Annotated in this window: 20 protein-coding genes; 5 read left to right on the plus strand and 15 right to left on the minus strand. The window is 38.3% G+C overall.

Annotated elements, in window-relative coordinates:
- Positions 1 to 160: 160 nt before the first annotated feature.
- The 4 genes from LQ227_RS19300 to LQ227_RS19315 form a co-directional block, all read right to left on the minus strand.
- The gene (locus LQ227_RS19300; protein ID WP_230150599.1) at positions 161 to 1,309 is read right to left on the minus strand and encodes an NAD(P)/FAD-dependent oxidoreductase; all 1,149 of its coding nucleotides are present in this window, start codon (positions 1,307 to 1,309) and stop codon (positions 161 to 163) included.
- Between the two features lie 6 nt (positions 1,310 to 1,315).
- Positions 1,316 to 1,912, minus strand: coding sequence for a TetR/AcrR family transcriptional regulator (locus LQ227_RS19305; RefSeq protein ID WP_230144835.1), 597 nt, complete (start codon positions 1,910 to 1,912; stop codon positions 1,316 to 1,318).
- Between the two features lie 240 nt (positions 1,913 to 2,152).
- Positions 2,153 to 3,067 carry a 1-aminocyclopropane-1-carboxylate deaminase/D-cysteine desulfhydrase gene (locus LQ227_RS19310; protein WP_230144836.1) on the minus strand — a complete coding sequence of 305 codons (915 nt, stop codon included), beginning with the start codon at positions 3,065 to 3,067 and terminating at the stop codon, positions 2,153 to 2,155.
- Positions 3,068 to 3,086: 19 nt separating this feature from the next.
- A complete protein-coding gene (locus LQ227_RS19315; protein ID WP_230150601.1) occupies positions 3,087 to 4,115 on the minus strand; it encodes a DUF6588 family protein in 1,029 nt (342 codons plus the stop codon).
- Positions 4,116 to 4,218: 103 nt separating this feature from the next.
- Between LQ227_RS19315 and LQ227_RS19320 the strand changes: the two genes are divergently transcribed.
- Both LQ227_RS19320 and LQ227_RS19325 read left to right on the plus strand, forming a co-directional pair.
- Positions 4,219 to 5,247, plus strand: a complete 1,029-nt coding sequence (locus tag LQ227_RS19320) for an RluA family pseudouridine synthase (protein ID WP_230145367.1) — start codon at positions 4,219 to 4,221, stop codon at positions 5,245 to 5,247.
- 3 nt (positions 5,248 to 5,250) lie between these two features.
- Entirely contained in the window at positions 5,251 to 6,090 is an 840-nt protein-coding gene (locus LQ227_RS19325; protein ID WP_230150603.1) for an aminotransferase class IV, read from the plus strand.
- Positions 6,091 to 6,638: 548 nt separating this feature from the next.
- Here the strand turns inward: LQ227_RS19325 and fmt are convergent.
- Positions 6,639 to 7,547 (minus strand): methionyl-tRNA formyltransferase, encoded by a 909-nt coding sequence (gene fmt / locus LQ227_RS19330; protein ID WP_230150605.1) that lies wholly within the window; start codon positions 7,545 to 7,547, stop codon positions 6,639 to 6,641.
- Positions 7,548 to 7,638: 91 nt separating this feature from the next.
- Between fmt and LQ227_RS19335 the strand changes: the two genes are divergently transcribed.
- Entirely contained in the window at positions 7,639 to 8,682 is a 1,044-nt protein-coding gene (locus tag LQ227_RS19335) for a DNA topoisomerase IB (protein WP_230150607.1), read from the plus strand.
- 119 nt (positions 8,683 to 8,801) lie between these two features.
- On the opposite strand, the gene LQ227_RS19340 is transcribed toward LQ227_RS19335, so the two are convergent.
- Together LQ227_RS19340 and LQ227_RS19345 are read right to left on the minus strand one after the other, a co-directional pair.
- Positions 8,802 to 9,008 carry a hypothetical protein gene (locus LQ227_RS19340; protein ID WP_029279784.1) on the minus strand — a complete coding sequence of 69 codons (207 nt, stop codon included), beginning with the start codon at positions 9,006 to 9,008 and terminating at the stop codon, positions 8,802 to 8,804.
- A 166-nt stretch (positions 9,009 to 9,174) separates the two neighbouring features.
- The gene (locus LQ227_RS19345; protein ID WP_230144841.1) at positions 9,175 to 10,443 is read right to left on the minus strand and encodes an exo-beta-N-acetylmuramidase NamZ domain-containing protein; all 1,269 of its coding nucleotides are present in this window, start codon (positions 10,441 to 10,443) and stop codon (positions 9,175 to 9,177) included.
- Positions 10,444 to 10,622: 179 nt separating this feature from the next.
- Between LQ227_RS19345 and LQ227_RS19350 the strand changes: the two genes are divergently transcribed.
- Positions 10,623 to 11,843 (plus strand): FtsX-like permease family protein, encoded by a 1,221-nt coding sequence (locus tag LQ227_RS19350; RefSeq protein ID WP_230144842.1) that lies wholly within the window; start codon positions 10,623 to 10,625, stop codon positions 11,841 to 11,843.
- A 56-nt stretch (positions 11,844 to 11,899) separates the two neighbouring features.
- Here the strand turns inward: LQ227_RS19350 and LQ227_RS19355 are convergent, their stop codons facing one another.
- Genes LQ227_RS19355 through LQ227_RS19365 form a run of 3 tightly spaced genes read right to left on the minus strand, consistent with a single transcriptional unit; the run spans position 11,900 to position 13,596 of the window.
- Positions 11,900 to 12,301: a hypothetical protein gene (locus tag LQ227_RS19355; RefSeq protein ID WP_230144843.1), complete on the minus strand. Its 402-nt coding sequence runs from the start codon at positions 12,299 to 12,301 to the stop codon at positions 11,900 to 11,902.
- A gap of 11 nt (positions 12,302 to 12,312) precedes the next feature.
- Positions 12,313 to 12,759 (minus strand): hypothetical protein, encoded by a 447-nt coding sequence (locus LQ227_RS19360; RefSeq protein WP_230150609.1) that lies wholly within the window; start codon positions 12,757 to 12,759, stop codon positions 12,313 to 12,315.
- Between the two features lie 36 nt (positions 12,760 to 12,795).
- Entirely contained in the window at positions 12,796 to 13,596 is an 801-nt protein-coding gene (locus LQ227_RS19365) for a tRNA pseudouridine(38-40) synthase TruA (protein ID WP_230150611.1), read from the minus strand.
- A 73-nt stretch (positions 13,597 to 13,669) separates the two neighbouring features.
- On the opposite strand from LQ227_RS19365, the gene LQ227_RS19370 reads away from it, so the two are divergent.
- Positions 13,670 to 14,053: a YchJ family protein gene (locus LQ227_RS19370; protein ID WP_230144846.1), complete on the plus strand. Its 384-nt coding sequence runs from the start codon at positions 13,670 to 13,672 to the stop codon at positions 14,051 to 14,053.
- A gap of 81 nt (positions 14,054 to 14,134) precedes the next feature.
- On the opposite strand, the gene mazG is transcribed toward LQ227_RS19370, so the two are convergent.
- The 5 genes from mazG to LQ227_RS19395 all read right to left on the minus strand — a co-directional run bounded on the left by mazG (position 14,135) and on the right by LQ227_RS19395 (position 17,861).
- Positions 14,135 to 14,941, minus strand: a complete 807-nt coding sequence (mazG, locus tag LQ227_RS19375; RefSeq protein ID WP_230150613.1) for a nucleoside triphosphate pyrophosphohydrolase — start codon at positions 14,939 to 14,941, stop codon at positions 14,135 to 14,137.
- A gap of 19 nt (positions 14,942 to 14,960) precedes the next feature.
- Positions 14,961 to 15,410 carry a hypothetical protein gene (locus LQ227_RS19380; RefSeq protein ID WP_230144848.1) on the minus strand — a complete coding sequence of 150 codons (450 nt, stop codon included), beginning with the start codon at positions 15,408 to 15,410 and terminating at the stop codon, positions 14,961 to 14,963.
- Positions 15,411 to 15,426: 16 nt separating this feature from the next.
- Positions 15,427 to 15,723, minus strand: coding sequence for a hypothetical protein (locus LQ227_RS19385; RefSeq protein WP_215130811.1), 297 nt, complete (start codon positions 15,721 to 15,723; stop codon positions 15,427 to 15,429).
- 1 nt (position 15,724) lies between these two features.
- Entirely contained in the window at positions 15,725 to 16,834 is a 1,110-nt protein-coding gene (locus LQ227_RS19390) for an AI-2E family transporter (RefSeq protein ID WP_230144849.1), read from the minus strand.
- Between the two features lie 79 nt (positions 16,835 to 16,913).
- Positions 16,914 to 17,861 carry an aldo/keto reductase gene (locus tag LQ227_RS19395; protein ID WP_230144850.1) on the minus strand — a complete coding sequence of 316 codons (948 nt, stop codon included), beginning with the start codon at positions 17,859 to 17,861 and terminating at the stop codon, positions 16,914 to 16,916.
- Between the last annotated feature and the right edge of the window lie 502 nt (positions 17,862 to 18,363).

Raw genomic sequence — 18,363 nt, forward strand, 5'->3', positions numbered from 1 at the left:
TTCAATGTGTATAGATCGTGCATCTTCATCTATTATTTAGCGGGCTTGCTCTATTTTTATTTCATTCGAAAGAAAGTAGCGATACTTTTACCATAAGAATCAAATCAACGGGACGATTTAGAGATCTTATTGGGGTTCCTCAGCGATGAGGGCCCTTTTTTTATTCAGGGCCCATAATGTTGAGCATATAGCTAATTGCATCTGTAGAATGAAGTGCCATTGTAGATTGCATTGTAATATCTGCAGTTTCCGAAGCTCTTTTTAGCATTTGTTTTTCGTAGGCTGCTATCGCTTCCTTAGGTGTATTAAAGCAGTTGTCCTTAAAGCATTGGCTTAGCTCTAAAGCATCGAGCATAGCCATATTTACACCCTCGCCAGCATAAGGAGGCATTAAATGGGCTGCGTCGCCTAGCATGGTTAAATTGGAGACGGCTTCCCAGCGCTGATCTAAAGGCATGCAATATTGAGGCCGGGGAATAAAAGCTGTTGATGCATTTTCAAATAATTCCAACCACATTGAGTCCCAAGTGGAGAATTCATTCTTGAACCAGTCGATCACTTGGTTTTTATTTGCAAAATCAATACCCGACGCTTTTGCCCAGTTTTCTTGCGTATGACAACCAGTATAAAATACCAAACTGCCATCACCTTTTGAACTTACGATCAGTGATTTTTCATCACCCATAGCGAATATTTTGCCGCCGTTTAAAAGCGCATGCATTTTCGGACAAGCAGTTGCCGATGAATAAATGGCACCTTCAACAATGCTAATCCCCGAATAGAAAGGTTTAATGGGTGTAATGTATGGACGGATTTTTGAATTAGCCCCGTCTGCGGCAATTACAATATCGGCCTGCGCTAAAGTTCCATTTTTAAATCCGATCAGCCATGAACCGTCGTTGGGGGTTACTGCTTCAAAATGGCTATCCCAAATTACAGTATCTTTTACCAGCGAATCTAAAAGGATCTTTTGTAATGGACCGCGGTCTATTTCAGGCCGGAAAGCTTCTCTGTTTTGTATGTCGCTATCTTCAAAAACGATATTGCCGTGCTGATCAATAATACGTGTACGATCTGCACCTGGACGATAGTTTGCTATAAAAGCATCCATGAGTTTGGCTTTACGTAAGGCAGCTAAACCAGATTCCTCATGTAGGTCTAATGTAGCACCTTTCGGTCGTGCATTTTCATCAGTGTCGCGTTCGTAAACTTTTACCTTGAAGCCATCCATTTGCAAAAGCCTGGCTAGGGTTAAACCTCCCGGGCCAGCACCAATGATGGCGATTTTTTTATCTTTAATATTGTTCATTATTTTTTATTTAAGGATGCCTTTAATTACGATTTCGCAGGAGGTTAAAATAACTTCCTCAGTAATAATTTGTAAGGGCCGATTTAAATGGTCTAAATATTCAGCTACCAGATCTTGGATGGGCGAAAATAGGAGCGCGCTGAGTACATCATGAGGTAAATCTGCAATCAATCCCGTTTGAACATTTGTTTTTAAAAAGGTATGAATGGGTGCGAAAAATGCACCTTGTTGTATGTTTTTCTCTTGAAAAGCCTTATTCAGCAAAGGAGAAGATTTTCCATATCGGATTAAAGAGAAAGCAGGTTTATTATTTTTAAGGTAATGAAAGGTATTTAGCCATAACCTTTTCATACCATCAGCAAAAGCCATTTTTGGATCAAAATTTTCCAATATCGCTTTTTCATAATTGCCCAATACTTCTTCGATAAAAAGTTTTATCAATAGATCTTCTTTATTTTCATACTTGATATAAATGGTACGCGGCGATATATTGGCTGCTTTTGCCAGTTTCTGCATACTCAGGTTTTCCAATCCTTCTTCAGAAATAATCTGTAGGGCGATCGATCTGATGGCTTCTTCTTTGACTAAATTTTTGGGCCGCATAACTCGTTTAATTAATATGATTCAAAAGTAAGTAAACGTTTGTTTACTTTTAAATTTTGTTTGAATTATTGATTTATTCTGACAAATTGAGCTGGGTTTTATCTTATGCTACTTCATGGTCCCGAAGCTTAGGGATCAGCATCAATCCGGAAATAATAGAAGATAGTTCAGATTAAAATTAGAAGGGGAGAATCTTTACATGTGGATTATCCGCATATCTTAATTAAGTTTTAGGAAATATTAAAATTTATCCTTCATGCCAAAAATGCCCATTAGCCCTCCGGTATGGATGGCCAATACTTTTTCATCTTTACCAATAATTCCTTGTTTTTCCAGATCTTGAATGGCATAAAACATTTTCGCCGTATAAACAGGGTCTAGTAACAATCCGGTTTTTGCAGTAAAGGTTTTGATAAAGCTGATCAGTTCAGGGGTGGTTTTTGCATAACCTCCAAAATGATAATCAAGATAAAGTTCGAGGTGGCTCGATATGGGGGTATAATGTGCTATTTCTGCTTTGATAAATGAAGCACCCTTTAAAACGGGGATGATATGTAACTTTGTATTTAACTGTTGTTGCTGAATTCCTCTCAACAAACCTGCAGCTGTGGTTCCTGTTCCGGCAGCGCAAAAAATGTGGTCGTATGGTTCTGTTAATTCGCTGATTACCTCTGCACAACCAATAGTGGCTTCAGGTGATGCACCCCCTTCGTTTATAAAATAGGCTTGCGCATCAGACGCAAAATATTGATCAAACAATTGGTGTTTATCCCGATAACTATCACGGTCGGTAAAAATGAGTTTCATTCCAAATAAACTGCACAACAGCAACATCTCATTTTTTACTTCTTCTCCACGTACAAAAGCAGTAGCGGTTAAGCCCGATCTTGATGCTGCGGCGGCAGTTGCCACAAGGTGATTGGAATAAGCACCGCCAAAAGTGACCAGATGCGTTTTGTGATCAGCTTTAGCCTTGGCTAAAATATATTTGAGCTTACGCCATTTGTTGCCGGAAATATAAGGATCGATAAGATCATCCCTTTTAACAAACAGGTTGTTTAAAGGAGAAAAAGCTATTTTTTGTATTGGACTATATATTTCTTCGAGCACGTGTAAAAATAAAAAACACCTGAGTATTTCAGGTGTTTTAAGCATTATTATATTCGAAAATTAATTATTTGCCGATGCCAAGGCCTATACCTGCATTAACCATACTGTATTTTGCCTGAGTATATGAGCCGTAAAATTTAAAGAAACCAAATTTCAGTTGAAAGCCTAAACTACCTCTTACGCCGTCAATATCGGTTTGTTTCACCGAGATTGGATCTACATAAGTTGCATTGCTTGCACCATCTTCAAATTTATAAGTACCAAGCGCTTTTAAATTGGTGTTCGAGGTTTGGTAACCGATGCTGGCAAAAGGCGTGAAAAACATAATTTTCTTAGAAACAATGGCATCAAAATTTACGCCATTGAATTTAGCATCAATACGTTGATCTGAATTGGAAGTATTATTGATATTCAAAGGCAAATTATATTTATACTGCGTAAAACCACCGGCAATGGCAATGTCTACAGGAATCAGTTTTTCTGTTGTCGAACCCATAAATAAGGGTAAAAGTTCAACTTTTGCACCGAAGCCGATCATCGATAAGCTTCCCAGGTCGTTACCTAATTTAATCTTCGGCATTGCTCTCAAAGTAACATCAATGTTTTTGGGTAAACCCAAAGTGGCCTGTATCTGCGCAGAAGGCACTACATGAAACCCCACTCCCTGAGGTAAGTTGAAAAATTTACCTGTAGGAACGCCACTGCTTGTATAAATTTGCATTTTACCACCTTCATGGTCATCGCCAAATGCAGTAGGGCCTATCGATGATGCACCAGGTGCAGGTTTGATATTACTTAAGCCCAAGGTATTTACATCATAACTTCTGGCCGATTGTGGAACAAAAGCCCCGGAGACCGAAACCCTGACATCAAATTTTAAAAAACCTTTTGATTGAGCAGTGTTAGACCACCCATCGGTTAAACCCAGACCTAAACCTTTGTACAAAGGATCAAAATAGGCATTAACCAGTTTGGTCGCATCTGCTGGCCCGCCCACAAACAAGTCTCCAACATCTTGTTGGGCACTTGCTTTTTGAGCCATCACCAATAAAAATAAGGCACACAGGGCCTTTAAAGCGTAGCATTTTTTCATATAAAAAATTTAGAAAGTTTTGATTGTGAGTAAAGATAAGGCTGTTTTTTCGAAAACTGCAATCATTGAAAAATTCTTGAAGTTAAAAGTTTATTTTTGCGCCATGGAAAATGTGGTCGAATTGCAGGAATCAGAAGAGCAGGAATTATATGAACATTTAAAAATTATTGTTGATAAGGGGCAATCGCTGCTTCGTATTGATAAATTTTTGATGGTGCGTGTAGAAAATGCCTCCCGAAACCGTATTCAAAATGCAATTGATGCAGGTAATGTATTGGTTAACCAGAAACAGATAAAAGCGAGTTACAAGGTTAAACCTTATGATGAAATATCTATTGTTTTACCTCACCCACCACGCGATACCGAAGTTTATCCTGAAGATTTACCGCTTGATATCATTTACGAGGATAGTGATCTTTTGATCGTAAATAAAGCTGCGGGAATGGTTGTACACCCTGGTTTTAATAATTATACCGGAACTTTGGTTAATGCTTTGGCATTCCATTTTGAGCAACTGCCTCAGTTACCTGGCAATGATGGCCGACCAGGTTTGGTGCACCGCATTGATAAGGATACCTCAGGTTTATTGCTGATCAGTAAAAATGAAAAGTCGATTACGCACCTTGCACGTCAGTTTTTCGACCACAGCATTACTCGTAGATATATTGCACTGGTTTGGGGCGATATCGAAAATGATGGAACGGTAACCGGTTACATTGGCCGAAGTGTGAAAGACCGCCGTGTGATGGATATTTACGATGATGAAGAAAAAGGGAAATGGTCTGTAACACACTATAAAGTATTAAAGCGTTTAGGTTATGTTACTTTGATCAGTTGTGAGTTAGAAACGGGTCGTACGCACCAGATCAGGGCGCATATGCAACATATTGGTCATCCACTTTTTAACGATGCAATGTATGGTGGTGATAAGATTTTAAAAGGGACTACGTTTAATAAGTACAAACAGTTTGTAGATAATTGTTTTGAATTACTGCCCCGTCAGGCTTTACACGCGCAAAGTTTGGGTTTTATCCACCCTACTACTAAAGAGTATATGTATTTTGAATCGCCATTGCCACCCGATTTTAAAGCTGGCTTAACCAAATGGGAAAATTATATCGCTACATCATAAAATATGCTTCAGGAGTACCTTTTGTTTAATGATGAATTTCAGGCGGTAGATGCCCCGATTTTAACGGCTTCGAACAGAAGCTTTAAATTTGGCGATGGACTGTTCGAAAGCATGCGAATGATTAATAATAAGCTGCAATTTGCCGATTTACATGCCGATAGATTAACGGCTGGCATGAAAGCGCTTAAAATCGACGGTCATGCTTTAATGGACGATTATTTTCTGCGCCAAAAAACTGCCGATCTGGCCAAAAGGAACAAGTGGAATGGCAATGTCCGTTTTCGCCTTTCTGTATACAGGGGTGGAGCTGGCGTTTATACACCCGAAATTAATAAAGCAGGCTACATTTTAGAAGGTATTCCTTTAAAAGCATCCACATACGAGTTGAACAGCAAAGGTTTAATCATCGATGTTTTTGGAGAAATAACTAAACCGGTTAATAAACTCTCGAATTTTAAAACAGCCAATGCGCTGCTTTATGTCATGGCCGGAATTTTTAAAAGCCAAAACCGTTTGGATGAGGCAATGATCCTGAACCAATATGGTTTTCTTTGCGAAAGTATCAGTGCCAATGTTTTTGTCGTATATAACAAACAGATTTATACGCCGTCGCTAGCTGAAGGTTGTATAAGTGGTGTAATGCGTACAGCCATTATGCAGTTGTGCAAAATGAACGATATGCCTTTAATCGAAGCGCAGATCAATCCCGAAATATTAAAAGAAGCCGAAGAAGTGTTTATTACCAACGCCACACAAGGCATTCAATGGGTAATGGGTTACGGCAGGAAGCGTTATTTTAACGAGATATCGAAGTTTTTGATTGAGAAATTGAATAATTTATAGTGCTATCACACGATTTGTAGTGCACGGTTTACCTTGGTCGTCATGCTGATCCGATAGTTATCGGATTTAGTTCAGCATCTATCATGTCCTTAAAAACTGTTCAATTTTTTGGAAAGCAATACCTGTGCTAATCGGTTAGGGCCGGTCCCGCCCTTGGCTTAATCCCGATAAATTTGCTTCACAAGACAAAGAGTTCTTAATCGGGATAACGCTGTCGGTCGGGTTTATTTAACCCTAAACAGCAGCACTTCTGTGGCCACCTAAACCCGATCAAAGCGGGATGCCAATTTCCTTCTAATTGGCAGAAGCGGGAGCGGGGGCTGAAATAACCCAAAAGCTACTGCAAATGTTTTCCGAAAAAGAATAACTTAAGTCGATCGTCATCCCGACTGAAGTGCAACGGAATGGAGGGATCTTTGAAGTTGATTCATATCCGATACAGCTAAATAGATTTCTCGACTTCGTTGCACTCCGCTCGAAATGACGTATCTTTTGTCAGTTGTCATCCCGACTGGAGTGCAACGGAATGGAGAGATCTGTATTAATTATTACAACCGCATTCCCCTTAAAAAGTCTTCGATCAGCATTCGTTTTTTTCCTTCGTACTGGATGTCTAGAAGCTTGATAAACCCATCTTTCGCCGCAAATTTTAAATAAGTTTTACCATCGGTTAAAAAACCGCCAGCAACTATACCTGGCTCTTTATCTTCTATTTCGGCCTTAAATACCTTTAAATTTTTCTCATTGAGTAAGGTAAAAGCAGTTGGGTAAGGGCTTAAACCGCGGATTAAATTATGGATGGTTTGCACCGGGCTGTTCCAGTCGATTTTGCAATCTTCCTTAAAAATCTTCGGCGCATGTTTTAAATCGTCATTTTGCGGTTGCGGCTGTTCGGTTACATTATTGGCTTCGATAGCACGTAGTGTTTTTACCAGAAGATTTGCGCCAACAACCATCAGTTTATCATGCAACTCACCCGCAGTTTCGTCGTCGGCAATGGGCACACTATCGCTAAGAATAATATCACCGGTATCAATTTCCTGTTTAAGGAAAAACGTAGTTACACCACTTTCTTTCTCGCCATTTATAATAGCATGGTTAATGGGGGCTGCACCACGGTATTGCGGTAACAACGAACCATGTAAATTGATGGTTCCTTTAGCCGGCATAGTCCAAACTATCTCTGGTAGCATCCTAAAAGCCACTACCACTTGTAAATCGGCATGGTAAGATCTTAGTTCTTCAATAAATTCAGGATTTTTTAACTTTTCAGGCTGTAAAACAGGAATACCTTTCTCTACGGCATATTTTTTTACTGCACTTTCATTCAATTTTTGGCCACGGCCTGCAGGTTTATCTGGTGCAGTAACTACTGCAACTACATCGAAATTGGCTTGTACCAGGGCATCTAAAGAGGCTACCGCAAAATCGGGCGTACCCATAAAAACTATTTTCATAAAGAAAGTGTTGTGTTTCTAAAAATAACGTGGCTACCCACGTTTAAGTTTTGCAAAATAACTAAAAATAAACCCATACTTAAGGCAAAAAATGGTACAAGGCAAAGATGTTGTTCAGGCAAGTGGATTGGTGTACGTAACTGATACCATGCCTGGCATTTACCGTAAAGGAAAACCTGGTAAATTTTATTATGAAGATAAAGAGGGCAACAAAATTACCGAAGAGAAACACCTCGACCGGATAAAGGCCTTAGTTATCCCACCCGCATGGCAAAATGTGTGGATTGCCAGTAAGCCAAATGCATATTTACAGGTTACGGGTATTGATGCTGCAGGCAGGAAACAATATAAATACCACGCAAAGTGGACCAGCCGCCGATCGGAGGCTAAATATTTCCGTTTATTGGAATTTGGAAAAGCATTGCCCAATGCACGGAAAAACCTGGAAAAAGACCTCCGCAGAAAAGATTTCGATGAACGCAAAGTATTGGCCATTTCTGTAGATGTACTGCAAAAAACACTAATCCGTGTGGGTAACGAAAGTTATAAACAGCTTTACGGCTCTTTTGGCTTAACTACCCTTCGCGATAAGCATGTTAAGATCGAAGGAAGTAAAATTACCATGGATTTTGTTGGGAAAAAAGGTGTTCGGCAAAAAGTAGAGTTAAATGATCGGTCGCTGGCAAAACTAGTTAAGAAATGCAGGGACATTCCCGGACAGGAATTATTTCAGTTTTATTCGAACGGGAAAGAACATAAAAGTATCGATTCTGGCAAAATAAACGCTTACATTAAAGAAATTACAGGCGATGATTTTACGGCAAAGGATTTTAGAACCTGGGGCGGTACTTTAGAAGCGTTGCGCCAATTTTCGAAGTGCAGCGCTGATGAGGGTTTTAACTTAAACTCCAAAAAAACAATTGTAACGGTTTTAGATTGTGTAGCGAAAAAATTAGGCAATACCAGGGCTGTTTGCAAGAGTTCTTATGTATATCCGTTATTGCTCACCGCTTACGAAAACAATGAGCTTGGTAAATACATGAAAAAAATGAATAATAACAAAACAACCGGTAAATTAGGTTTAGCACACGATGAGAAAGTTTTATTGTCGTTTTTAAAAGCAAGTAGTAAATAGACAAATTGATATAAAAAATCGTCGTTTCGAGCGGACCCGATAGCTATCGGGTCCGCTCGAAAAATCTGTTTTAAACGACCGTATTAAGCTATACTCCAGTTACAATAGCCCTTTGAAAGTTATTCTTTAGGGGCCTTTTTTATCGGATGAACGGGTTGCTCTTCAAGCTCGCGCTGTTTAGCAGGGTTATTCGTTTTTGGTGCTTTATTAGGTGTGCTGTCGTTTTTATGCCTCACCGTTTTATGGTCAACAGGCTCCCTGCCTTTGGGCACTTCTTCCTGGTAATTGCTTCCTGGTTTATCACTTTTAATTTTTGGACCGCTCATAGCTAAAATGATTGAATTAGTGAATGTTTGGATGAATGAATTTTGAATAGCACATTGCCTATCAATTATCTAATAATAACAAATCGCTATCTGTTAAGTTTGAAAATAATTGCAAGGGGCAATCCAATCATTCAGTCATTCAATCCATCATTCCATCATTCAATAATCAATTGTATAGCAAATATTTCTTCCGCATGGTTTTGTACGCACTTAGTCCTGGTTCCCAGCTCGCCCTAATTTCTGCTTCACTTTTTCCGTCGATTACCTGTTGTCTGAAATCTGCCACACCAACTAACCTTTCGATAGTACCCATTTCTTTACTCAGCTTGGTGTTAAAGAAATCTTCTTTTCTTGGCGATGCCTTGTACAGTTCAATTAACCAGCTAATGTTTACCTGTTTCGATTTTACCAGTTTCGAAGTATCATAGGTTCTTAAATCTAAGCCATAACAAACCTGATCCTGAAACAATGGTGTTTCAGACATTCCTTTTATACTTTTCGGCGTAAAACTGAAATCGAATTTCCCTTTAAGGTAGGGTGCCCCAACAACAGTAAAAGGAAACATTGTTCCGCGGCCGTGGTTTAGATAGGTGCCCTCAAATAAGCAGGTAGATGGGTAAAGTAAAATAGATTGCTGCGTATTCAGGTTAGGAGAGGGTTTAACTGGTAAAATATACTCCATATCATGATGGTAATTGGCATTTTTGATAATCGTAATCTTGCATTTCACCTTATCTTTCAACCAGCCTTCGCCATTTAACATCTGTGCATATTCGCCAACCGTCAAGCCATGTGCAATAGGGATAGGTTGCACGCCAATGCCTGATTTAAATTTCGGGTCTAAAATCGGCCCATCAATTAAATAACCATTTGGATTGGGGCGATCTAAAATCAACAACGTTTTATTGTTTGCTGCACAAGCTTCCATAACGTGCTGTAAGGTATTGATATAAGTATAAAAACGAACACCAACATCTTGGATGTCAAACACCATAATGTCGATATCTGCTAAATCTTCAGCCGTTGGTGTACTGTGTTTGCCATAAAGCGAGATGGCTTTTATACCTGTTTTGGTATCAACATCATCATTAACTGTAACACCAGCGCTGGCATTGCCTCTAAAACCGTGCTCAGGACCAAATATCTTCTGAATTTTAACACCTCGTTTCAGCAGGCTATCAACCGAAGTCTGTGTACCGATAATCGATGTGGGGTTAACCACCATACCCACACGTTTTCCTTTTAAAAGCGGGAGGTATTTTTCGGTCTGTTCCGCACCGGTTTTAATTGTCGATGGCAGTTTAACATTCCTGATCATCAGTTTTCTGTTTTCAGGGCTTTTCTTTCCAAGAACTTCCTGTTCAAGTGGTTTGGGTTGTCCGCAGGCCGATAATGCAATTAAACTGGTTAAAGCAAAGCTGATGTAATTTTTCATTTTGAGTATTATTCTAATCTTCCGGTATTATAACAAAACAATTTACAATATATTTCAATTATGCTATTGGTATTTTCTTGTTACAACTTAAAAATTGATGTTTAAAGTTGGTTATTTATTTTCGAAAATGCCATTTTTAAAAAGGAATTGAGCATTTTTGTTAATACAAATTGATTAAATTGAATTTCGAATATTTCATAGCTGGGCGGATAGCCATTAAATCTGAGCGTACTTTTTCAAAACTTATCGTCCGTATTGCAATAGCAGGCGTGATGTTGAGTTTGGCTGTTATGATTCTCTCTATAGCCATTATTAAAGGCTTTAAAACTGAAATTCAGGATAAAGTAAGGGGCTATTTGGGCGATGTGCAGATTACCCGTTACGATCTGAATAATTCTTTTGAGCATTCTCCCTTCGTACTAGATGGAGAAACAAAAAAAATGCTCAAAAGCAATCCAGATATTGAATATTATTATCCTTTTGCTACAAAACCCGCTATCCTTTCGGCCAATAATGAAATTGAAGGCATTAATTTTAAAGGGATAGACAAAAACTATAAGTGGGATTACATTAAACAGCATATTATCAGCGGAACCATTATCGATTTTTCTGACAGTACGGCTGCCATGCAAGAACTGCTCATCTCGAATTATACAGCTAATCGTTTAAAACTCAAAACCGGTGATGATTTTATCATGTATTTTGTTCAAAACCAGTTGCGACCGCGTAAATTTAAAATAGTAGGCATTTACGATATTGGTGTAGAAGATATAGATAAGGGTTTTGTGCTGGGCAACCTGAATATCATTAAACGCCTGAATAACTGGGAGGCCAACGAAATTGGTGGTATAGAAATTAGGATCAATGATTTTAACAGACTTAAGCCTATTGCCAATAATATTTATGAAAAGCTTCCACGCAATTTGCGCTCGTATTCTATCGAAGAAAATTTTCCTAATATATTTACCTGGTTAGGTCTTCTTGATGTGAACACCAATGTGCTGTTAATCCTGATGTTAATTGTAGGTGTAATTAACATGGTTACGGCACTGTTAATTATGATTTTGGAGAAGACAAATATGATCGGGATGCTAAAATCGTTCGGGGCCAGCAACTGGAGCATTATGAAAATTTTCCTTTACAATGCGGCTTATTTAATTGGTATTGGCTTATTACTGGGGAATATTCTGGGCTTAGGACTTGGTTTTTTACAGCAGGCAACTCACATTTTCAAGCTTAACCAGGCCTCTTACTTTTTAGCTTATGCACCAATAGAATTTCATTTTATTGATGTGCTGCTCCTTAATATCGTTACGGTAGTGGTATGTTTAACGGTCTTGATTATCCCTTCGCTATTGATCAGCAAGGTTTCTCCGCTTAAAGCCATTAGATTTAAGTAAGGAAAAAACTTGGGTCACCGGACAGATCATTTTCCGATGCCCAAGCAAACCTAAACTTAAGCTCTTGTCAACTCAACTTTTACAGTTTGTGTGTTATCACTTTTCTGAAGCTGAGGGTATGGTGTGATGTCAATTAATTTGAGTGAATAATCTATGCCGTTAATTTTAAGGTTTGCTACACCGGCTAAGGTGCCACAATCTCCTTTGCATAAGATAATTTCCTGATCAATGTTATTAGATGTTAATTTGAAAAAAGCTTTTGCACCACCAGCGCCAATACAATCAGCATTTATTGGGCAACGGCTATCGCTAATCGATTTTAATACTAATGTAGATGCACCGATTGATTTTGACGTATTGATTTCAAATTCGTAATTCGTCGTTTTTGTTTCAGATTTTTTCTCACATCCAAAAACAAAAATAGATAAGACAATAAAGAAGAATGTTAAATTTTTCATTTAGATGAGGATTAATTGCTTCTTTTTAAAATGTATTCATAATCTACGGTAGCATAAGAGGTAGCCGGCGAAAGATCTGTTTGAGGCTTAAACCTTTTTCTAAGGGTTAAATCTACTCCGCTGCTTCTAATATCGTATTCACCGTTTAAAATCATATTCCAATCAAAATCTGCTGTCCAAACGACCTCATCGGTAAAATATCCGATCCCGTTCTTAAAATTATAGGTTCCCTTACCTCCCGATGGTTTTAGGTTAGCATCATTACTTGGAGTAATGATGAATTTTCCATCCTGTAACGAGATTGAAATTGGTCTGGTTATCGGCACAGACCTAGCACTATTCGTTATTACCAACACACCTGTATAGTTGCCATCCAATAAAACATCCACGGTTGTAGATTTTTTACAGCCTAATGATAGGATCAGGGCAAAAAGGAAAATACAGATTTGAACTTTCATACCCCTTAAACGGAGTTCAAAATGAAAACGCTACAATTAAATTGAAATCCAGTCTATACCTTGTGTATTATGGATAAATTCAGTCCGTGGTTCGAGGTTTAAATATGGATAAGTGACTTTCGAAAGGTATAAGCCTGTTGGGTGAGCGGGCAATGATAGTTTTGAGGATTGCAGGGTAATCAGTCCGCTTTCAAATTCATCAAAGCTGAGTTCTCCTTTGCCAACCATGAGCATTTTACCCATAATAATGCGGATCATTTTGCCCAAAAAGCGGTTGCTGGCAATATGAAACCTGAGCCTGTCGCCTTTTGGATTTACAAATAAATCAGCTTCCATTACATTGCAGATGGTATGCTCATATTTATCAGGATGCGTACAAAAAGCCCTGTAATCTTTGTATTGGGGTAATAATTTTACAACGGCTTTCATTTTATCAAAATCTAAATTGTTTAATTGATAAAAGGAACTTTGGGTGCTTAAAAAAGGATCTTTATAGGTATGGATAAAATAATCATATTTCCGTTGTACAGCATCGAACCGGGCATGCGGTTTCCCCTCCATTTTAATAATGTCGAATACTGCGATATTATAAGGTAAGGCTTTATTCAGGATGTAAAGCAGATCGAAATCAATCTCTTTTTCAATATCGGTATGAAAAAAAAACTGACTGGCATGTACATGCGCATCTGTTCGCCCACAGCCGTTAATCGCAATCGGCGATTTTAGAATCTTCGATAGGGTTTGTTCAATAACTTCCTGAACGCTTTTTACCCCAGGCTGTTTTTGCCATCCACTAAAGTACTGGCCTTGATAGGCAATGTGAAAGAAATACCTCATTTTTCAGCTGCAATTTTACGGAAATTTTAGCAGCAGGAATATTAAATCATACTTTTGTGTGGTAAATTTAATTATGGATTTAATAAACTGTCCTTGCGGGAGTGGAGCTGCGTTTAGCCATTGTTGCCAGCCTTATCATTTAAAAGTGAAGGTAGCATCAACTGCAGAGGCCTTAATGCGTTCCAGATATTCGGCTTTTGTAGTAGCTGATGCTGCTTATCTTTATGACACCATGCATAGCAGTAAAAGAAAAGGGCATTCGAAAAATGCTTATCTAAGCAGTGCAAAAAACACCAAATGGCTAAAACTCGAAATTATTTTTTCTGATTTTGATGTCGTTGAGTTTAAGGCCTATTATCTGAATAAAAAGTTCCAAACAGAAGTATTGCATGAAAAATCGAATTTCAGGTTAGAAGATGGGAAATGGTATTATGTGGATGGAGAATTTTATGAATAAGAACGAAATCGCAAAATTCATACAAAATTTGCGATTCCATTCGCAGAATTAATATAAAATTTGCGATTTTACTCCTTATGGCTATATTTTCTTTGCCTCATTCCAATATACATCCATCTCTGCTAGTGTCATATCAGCCAGGGCTTTTCCATCTTCTTTTGCTTTGGTTTCGAGATACTGAAAACGTTTGATAAATTTTTTATTGGTTTTCTCCAATGCATTTTCAGGATTGATGTTAATGAAACGTGCATAATTGATCAAAGAGAAAAGTACATCGCCAAATTCTGATTCTGCTTTTTCAATATCGATGGCCGTATTATCGGCAACGTTAAATTCAGTTTTAAACTCCTGTAATTCTTCTTCTACTTTTTCCCAAACCTGATTTTTATCTTCCCAATCGAAGCCTACGCCGCGGGCCTTTTCCTGAATGCGGGCAGCCTTAACCAAAGCTGGTAACGAAGATGGAACACCGGCCAGAACCGATTTGTTGCCTTCTTTGAGTTTAATCTGCTCCCAGTTGCGTTTTACATCTTCTTCGTTCTGCACCTCAACATCGCCATAAATATGTGGATGTCGGTTTACCAGTTTATCGCAAACCCCGTTTAAAACATCTGTAATATTAAAATCATTGGTTTCGGAAGCAATTCTAGAATAAAAAACCAAATGCATCATCACATCGCCAAGTTCCTTTTTAATTTCGTCTAAATCGCCCTCTAAAATAGCATCGCTCAACTCATAAGTTTCCTCTATCGTTAAATGGCGCAATGTTTCCATGGTCTGTTTTTTATCCCAGGGACATTGTGTACGCAGCGTATCTAAAACAGTGAGTAAACGTGTAAAAGCATCAGCTGGATTATTGGCACTGGCAGGAATTGGATTGTTAGGCATATTTATGGTTGAGCTATATTTATCGAACGCTAAAGTACCAAACCCAAGCGATTAAGAAAAGCTGAAAGGGTATTCTAAACCATAAATATTTTGGTCCCGGCCCTGGCTTATGCAAATCTTCGTAATTGATGCGGTGTTTGGCAGCGTAAATATTGGCAGGTAAAATAGCAATGTAAAAAATAATAAGGGCTATCCCGGTAAAATACCTGGTGCTTTCAATAGCCAGGCCAATGGCAAATAAGATTTCCAAGACACCTGTTAAAAGCACAATTTCTACTTTTTTAGGAATAAACAGGGGAACCATAGCAGCCATGCTGGTTTTAAACTTGAAATGCCCTATAGCGGTAAAAAGTAACATCACGCCCATGGCGATATTGCCTGCAAAAATATTTCCTTTATCAAATGTGGTATGGCCGCCAAAAGCTAATAGGGCGATATAAACGATAAGTAATACAAATAAAGGTTTCATTTATTATAATTTTTACTTACTTGATCAAATTAAAGGCTATTAAAATCGTTGCTATGAATAAGATAACCAAGCCTGATAGAAAGACAAAATCGGCAACTTTTTCTAACTTTTGACTTGTGTTTCTTTCTCTTCTCATAGAGATAAAAGATAAGATACAGCTGGTCATAAAAAACATTACGGCAGCTACGGCAAATTCATCAATTATGGAACCATCGGTAAGTGCGAGTTTTTTTAAAGAAGTAAGCACAATAAAGCAGATGCCCAACAGATTGGCAGAAGTGCTTAAAATATGAGGCGATCTATTTTCGGCCATACTAATCCTTTTCTTCTAATTTAATTTTTTTCGTAATGCGGTAAACGCGTTTCTTTTTGTCGGGCTTATGCTCTTCTCCCATTAAAATGCCCCAAGGTTTTAAATTATCCACTCTATCGAAGATTATTTTTAATATGGCCAGATAAGGGATACATAAAAACATGCCCGATATCCCCCAGATCATTTCGCCAACTACAATACCAATAAAGGCAAAGAGTGCATTAATTTTTACTTTCGAACCCACTACCAGCGGCATTAGCACATTTCCATCTATCGCATGTACGCCAACAAAAACAATCAAAACCAGAAGTACTTTACCTGCCCCTGCTGTTGCAAAAGTAATCAGGCAGCTTATTAACAGCGCAAAAAATATCCCCAAATAAGGAACCACGTTAAAAATACCGGCCACCAGGCCTAACAGAACCGCATATTTAACACCTAATAAGCTCAGTACGGTAATCATTAATACCGTAACAATAAGCATCTGCAGAAATAAACCGATGATGTATTTTTTAATGATATATTGAATCTGACTAACAATTTCAGAAACTTTTTCTTTGTGTTCTTCTTTAAAAACAGCCGTTAAGAAAGTGAATAAAACACGGCGGTAATTTAAAATGAAGAAGGTGAACAAAAGTGTGAAACCCAAAAATAATAGGGTAGAAGATAGTGTGGCCAAGGTTGTAGCAACAATTGCAGCACTGGTAGCCAAAGCTTTTTCGGTACTATCATTTAAATAATCGAGTTGTTTCTGCGAATTTACACCAAAGGTATGCGAAATCCATTTCTGCAGTTCGTGGTACGAAACATTGGCTTTCTCTTTTAACAATGGCCAATCGGCCCATAAATCGCTCAACTGATTGCCGAAAAAATATATAATTCCACCAATTACAGCGATCATTAGCACTACTGAAACAAGCGTGGATAAACTTCGTTTAAACTTAAATTTCTGCTCTAAAAAATTGCCCACGGGCAACAATAAAATTGCCATTAAAAAAGAGAAAAGCAGCGGTGCCAACAACGATTGCCCTAAAATGGCGATATAGGTTAAGCTTATTAAACAGAAAAGAACCAAGGCAAGCTTGGGGAGGAACGATAATTTGTCTTTCATATAATTTTAAATCCTGTTTAATACAAAATGCCCGATTAATTGTTTCACCAATCGGGCATTTAAATATAAGAGATTATTTTTAATAGATACTCGCTTTGTCTAAAAGTGAAATATCTTCTGGCGATAATTTCAAATTCGCTGCATCCGTAAAAGACTTCAACTGGCTTAAATCCGTAACGCTTGCAATCGGCGCTGTAATTGAGGGATGATAAATTAACCAGGCTAGGGCTACCGAAGCCGGCTCAACATGGTGTTTTTCAGCAACCTCATCCAATGCCGCTAAAATTTTAAAGCCACGTTCATTCAGAAATTTTTTAACGCCGCCGCCACGCTGGCTTTTATTTAAATCATCTTCGCTGCGGTATTTTCCTGTTAAAAATCCGCTGGCCAATGAATAATAGGTTACTACGCCCAAGCCATAATCCAGACAGATTTTTTCGTGCTCCTGTTCAAAGTTTTCTCTATCATAGAGGTTGTATCCTGGTTGGTAAACTTCGTAACGAGGCAGACCGTGTTCAGTAGCATAAATCAAAGATTCTTTTAACCGCTCAGCAGAAAAGTTTGATGCGCCGATCCACCGTACTTTGCCTGCTTTAATTAAAGTTTCGTAAGCACTTAAGGTTTCTTCGACTGGGGTATTTTCATCATCGTAATGAGAGAAATAGAGGTCGATATAATCTGTCTGAAGTCGCGCTAAAGAATGTTCTACTTCGTTTATAATATAATCTCTCTTTAACGATTTACCCTGGCCCATATCAGAACCTACCTTTGTTGCAATAATTACGTCGTGGCGTTTGTTGTGTTGTTTAAGCCAATTGCCGATGATTGTTTCTGATTCTCCACCTTTATTTCCGGGTGCCCAACGCGAATATACATCGGCAGTATCGATAAAGTTAAATCCATTTTCTACAAACTGGTTTAATATTTCAAACGATTTTTGCTCATCGATTGTCCAGCCAAATACGTTTCCTCCAAATATAATGGGTGCAATATTTAAATCGGTTTTTCCTAAGATTCTTTTTTCCATGATATGAATGTTAATATTATGCTAACAAATTATATGGACTGAGGTTTGGTGCAGAAGTCTGAATTATGTCAGTAGTTTTTTGGAAAGCAGTCAACCACCAATTTTAAAGTTATTTCTTTAGGTCGGTTTATTTTAGTCAGTTCATTGCCGAGGCAGGATAAGCGCGAGCCGAAGCAATCTTTTTCCATAGATTAAAATGTGTTCTTTTTTAGAAAAGCAAGGGCTGTAGTGCTTCGGTTAAACCCGTCCCGCCCTTTGCTTAATCCCGATAGATAAACCAATAAATAAAATAATACTTAAATCGGGATAACGCTGTCGGTCGGGTTTATTTTACCACAGATAGTAGCACTGTTTTAGCCACCTAAACCCGATCGAAGCGAGATGCCGATATTTCATCGGCAGAAGCGGGAGCGGGACTGCAGAGAGCCAATAGCTTCTATTAAGCTTTCCACAAAAAGAACCTTAAGTTAGGGTATGTTTTAGCTTTTTAAACAACAAATCA

Origin of the sequence: Pedobacter sp. Bi27, from assembly GCF_918698255.1 — a bacterium.
Taxonomy (GTDB): Bacteria; Bacteroidota; Bacteroidia; order Sphingobacteriales; family Sphingobacteriaceae; genus Pedobacter.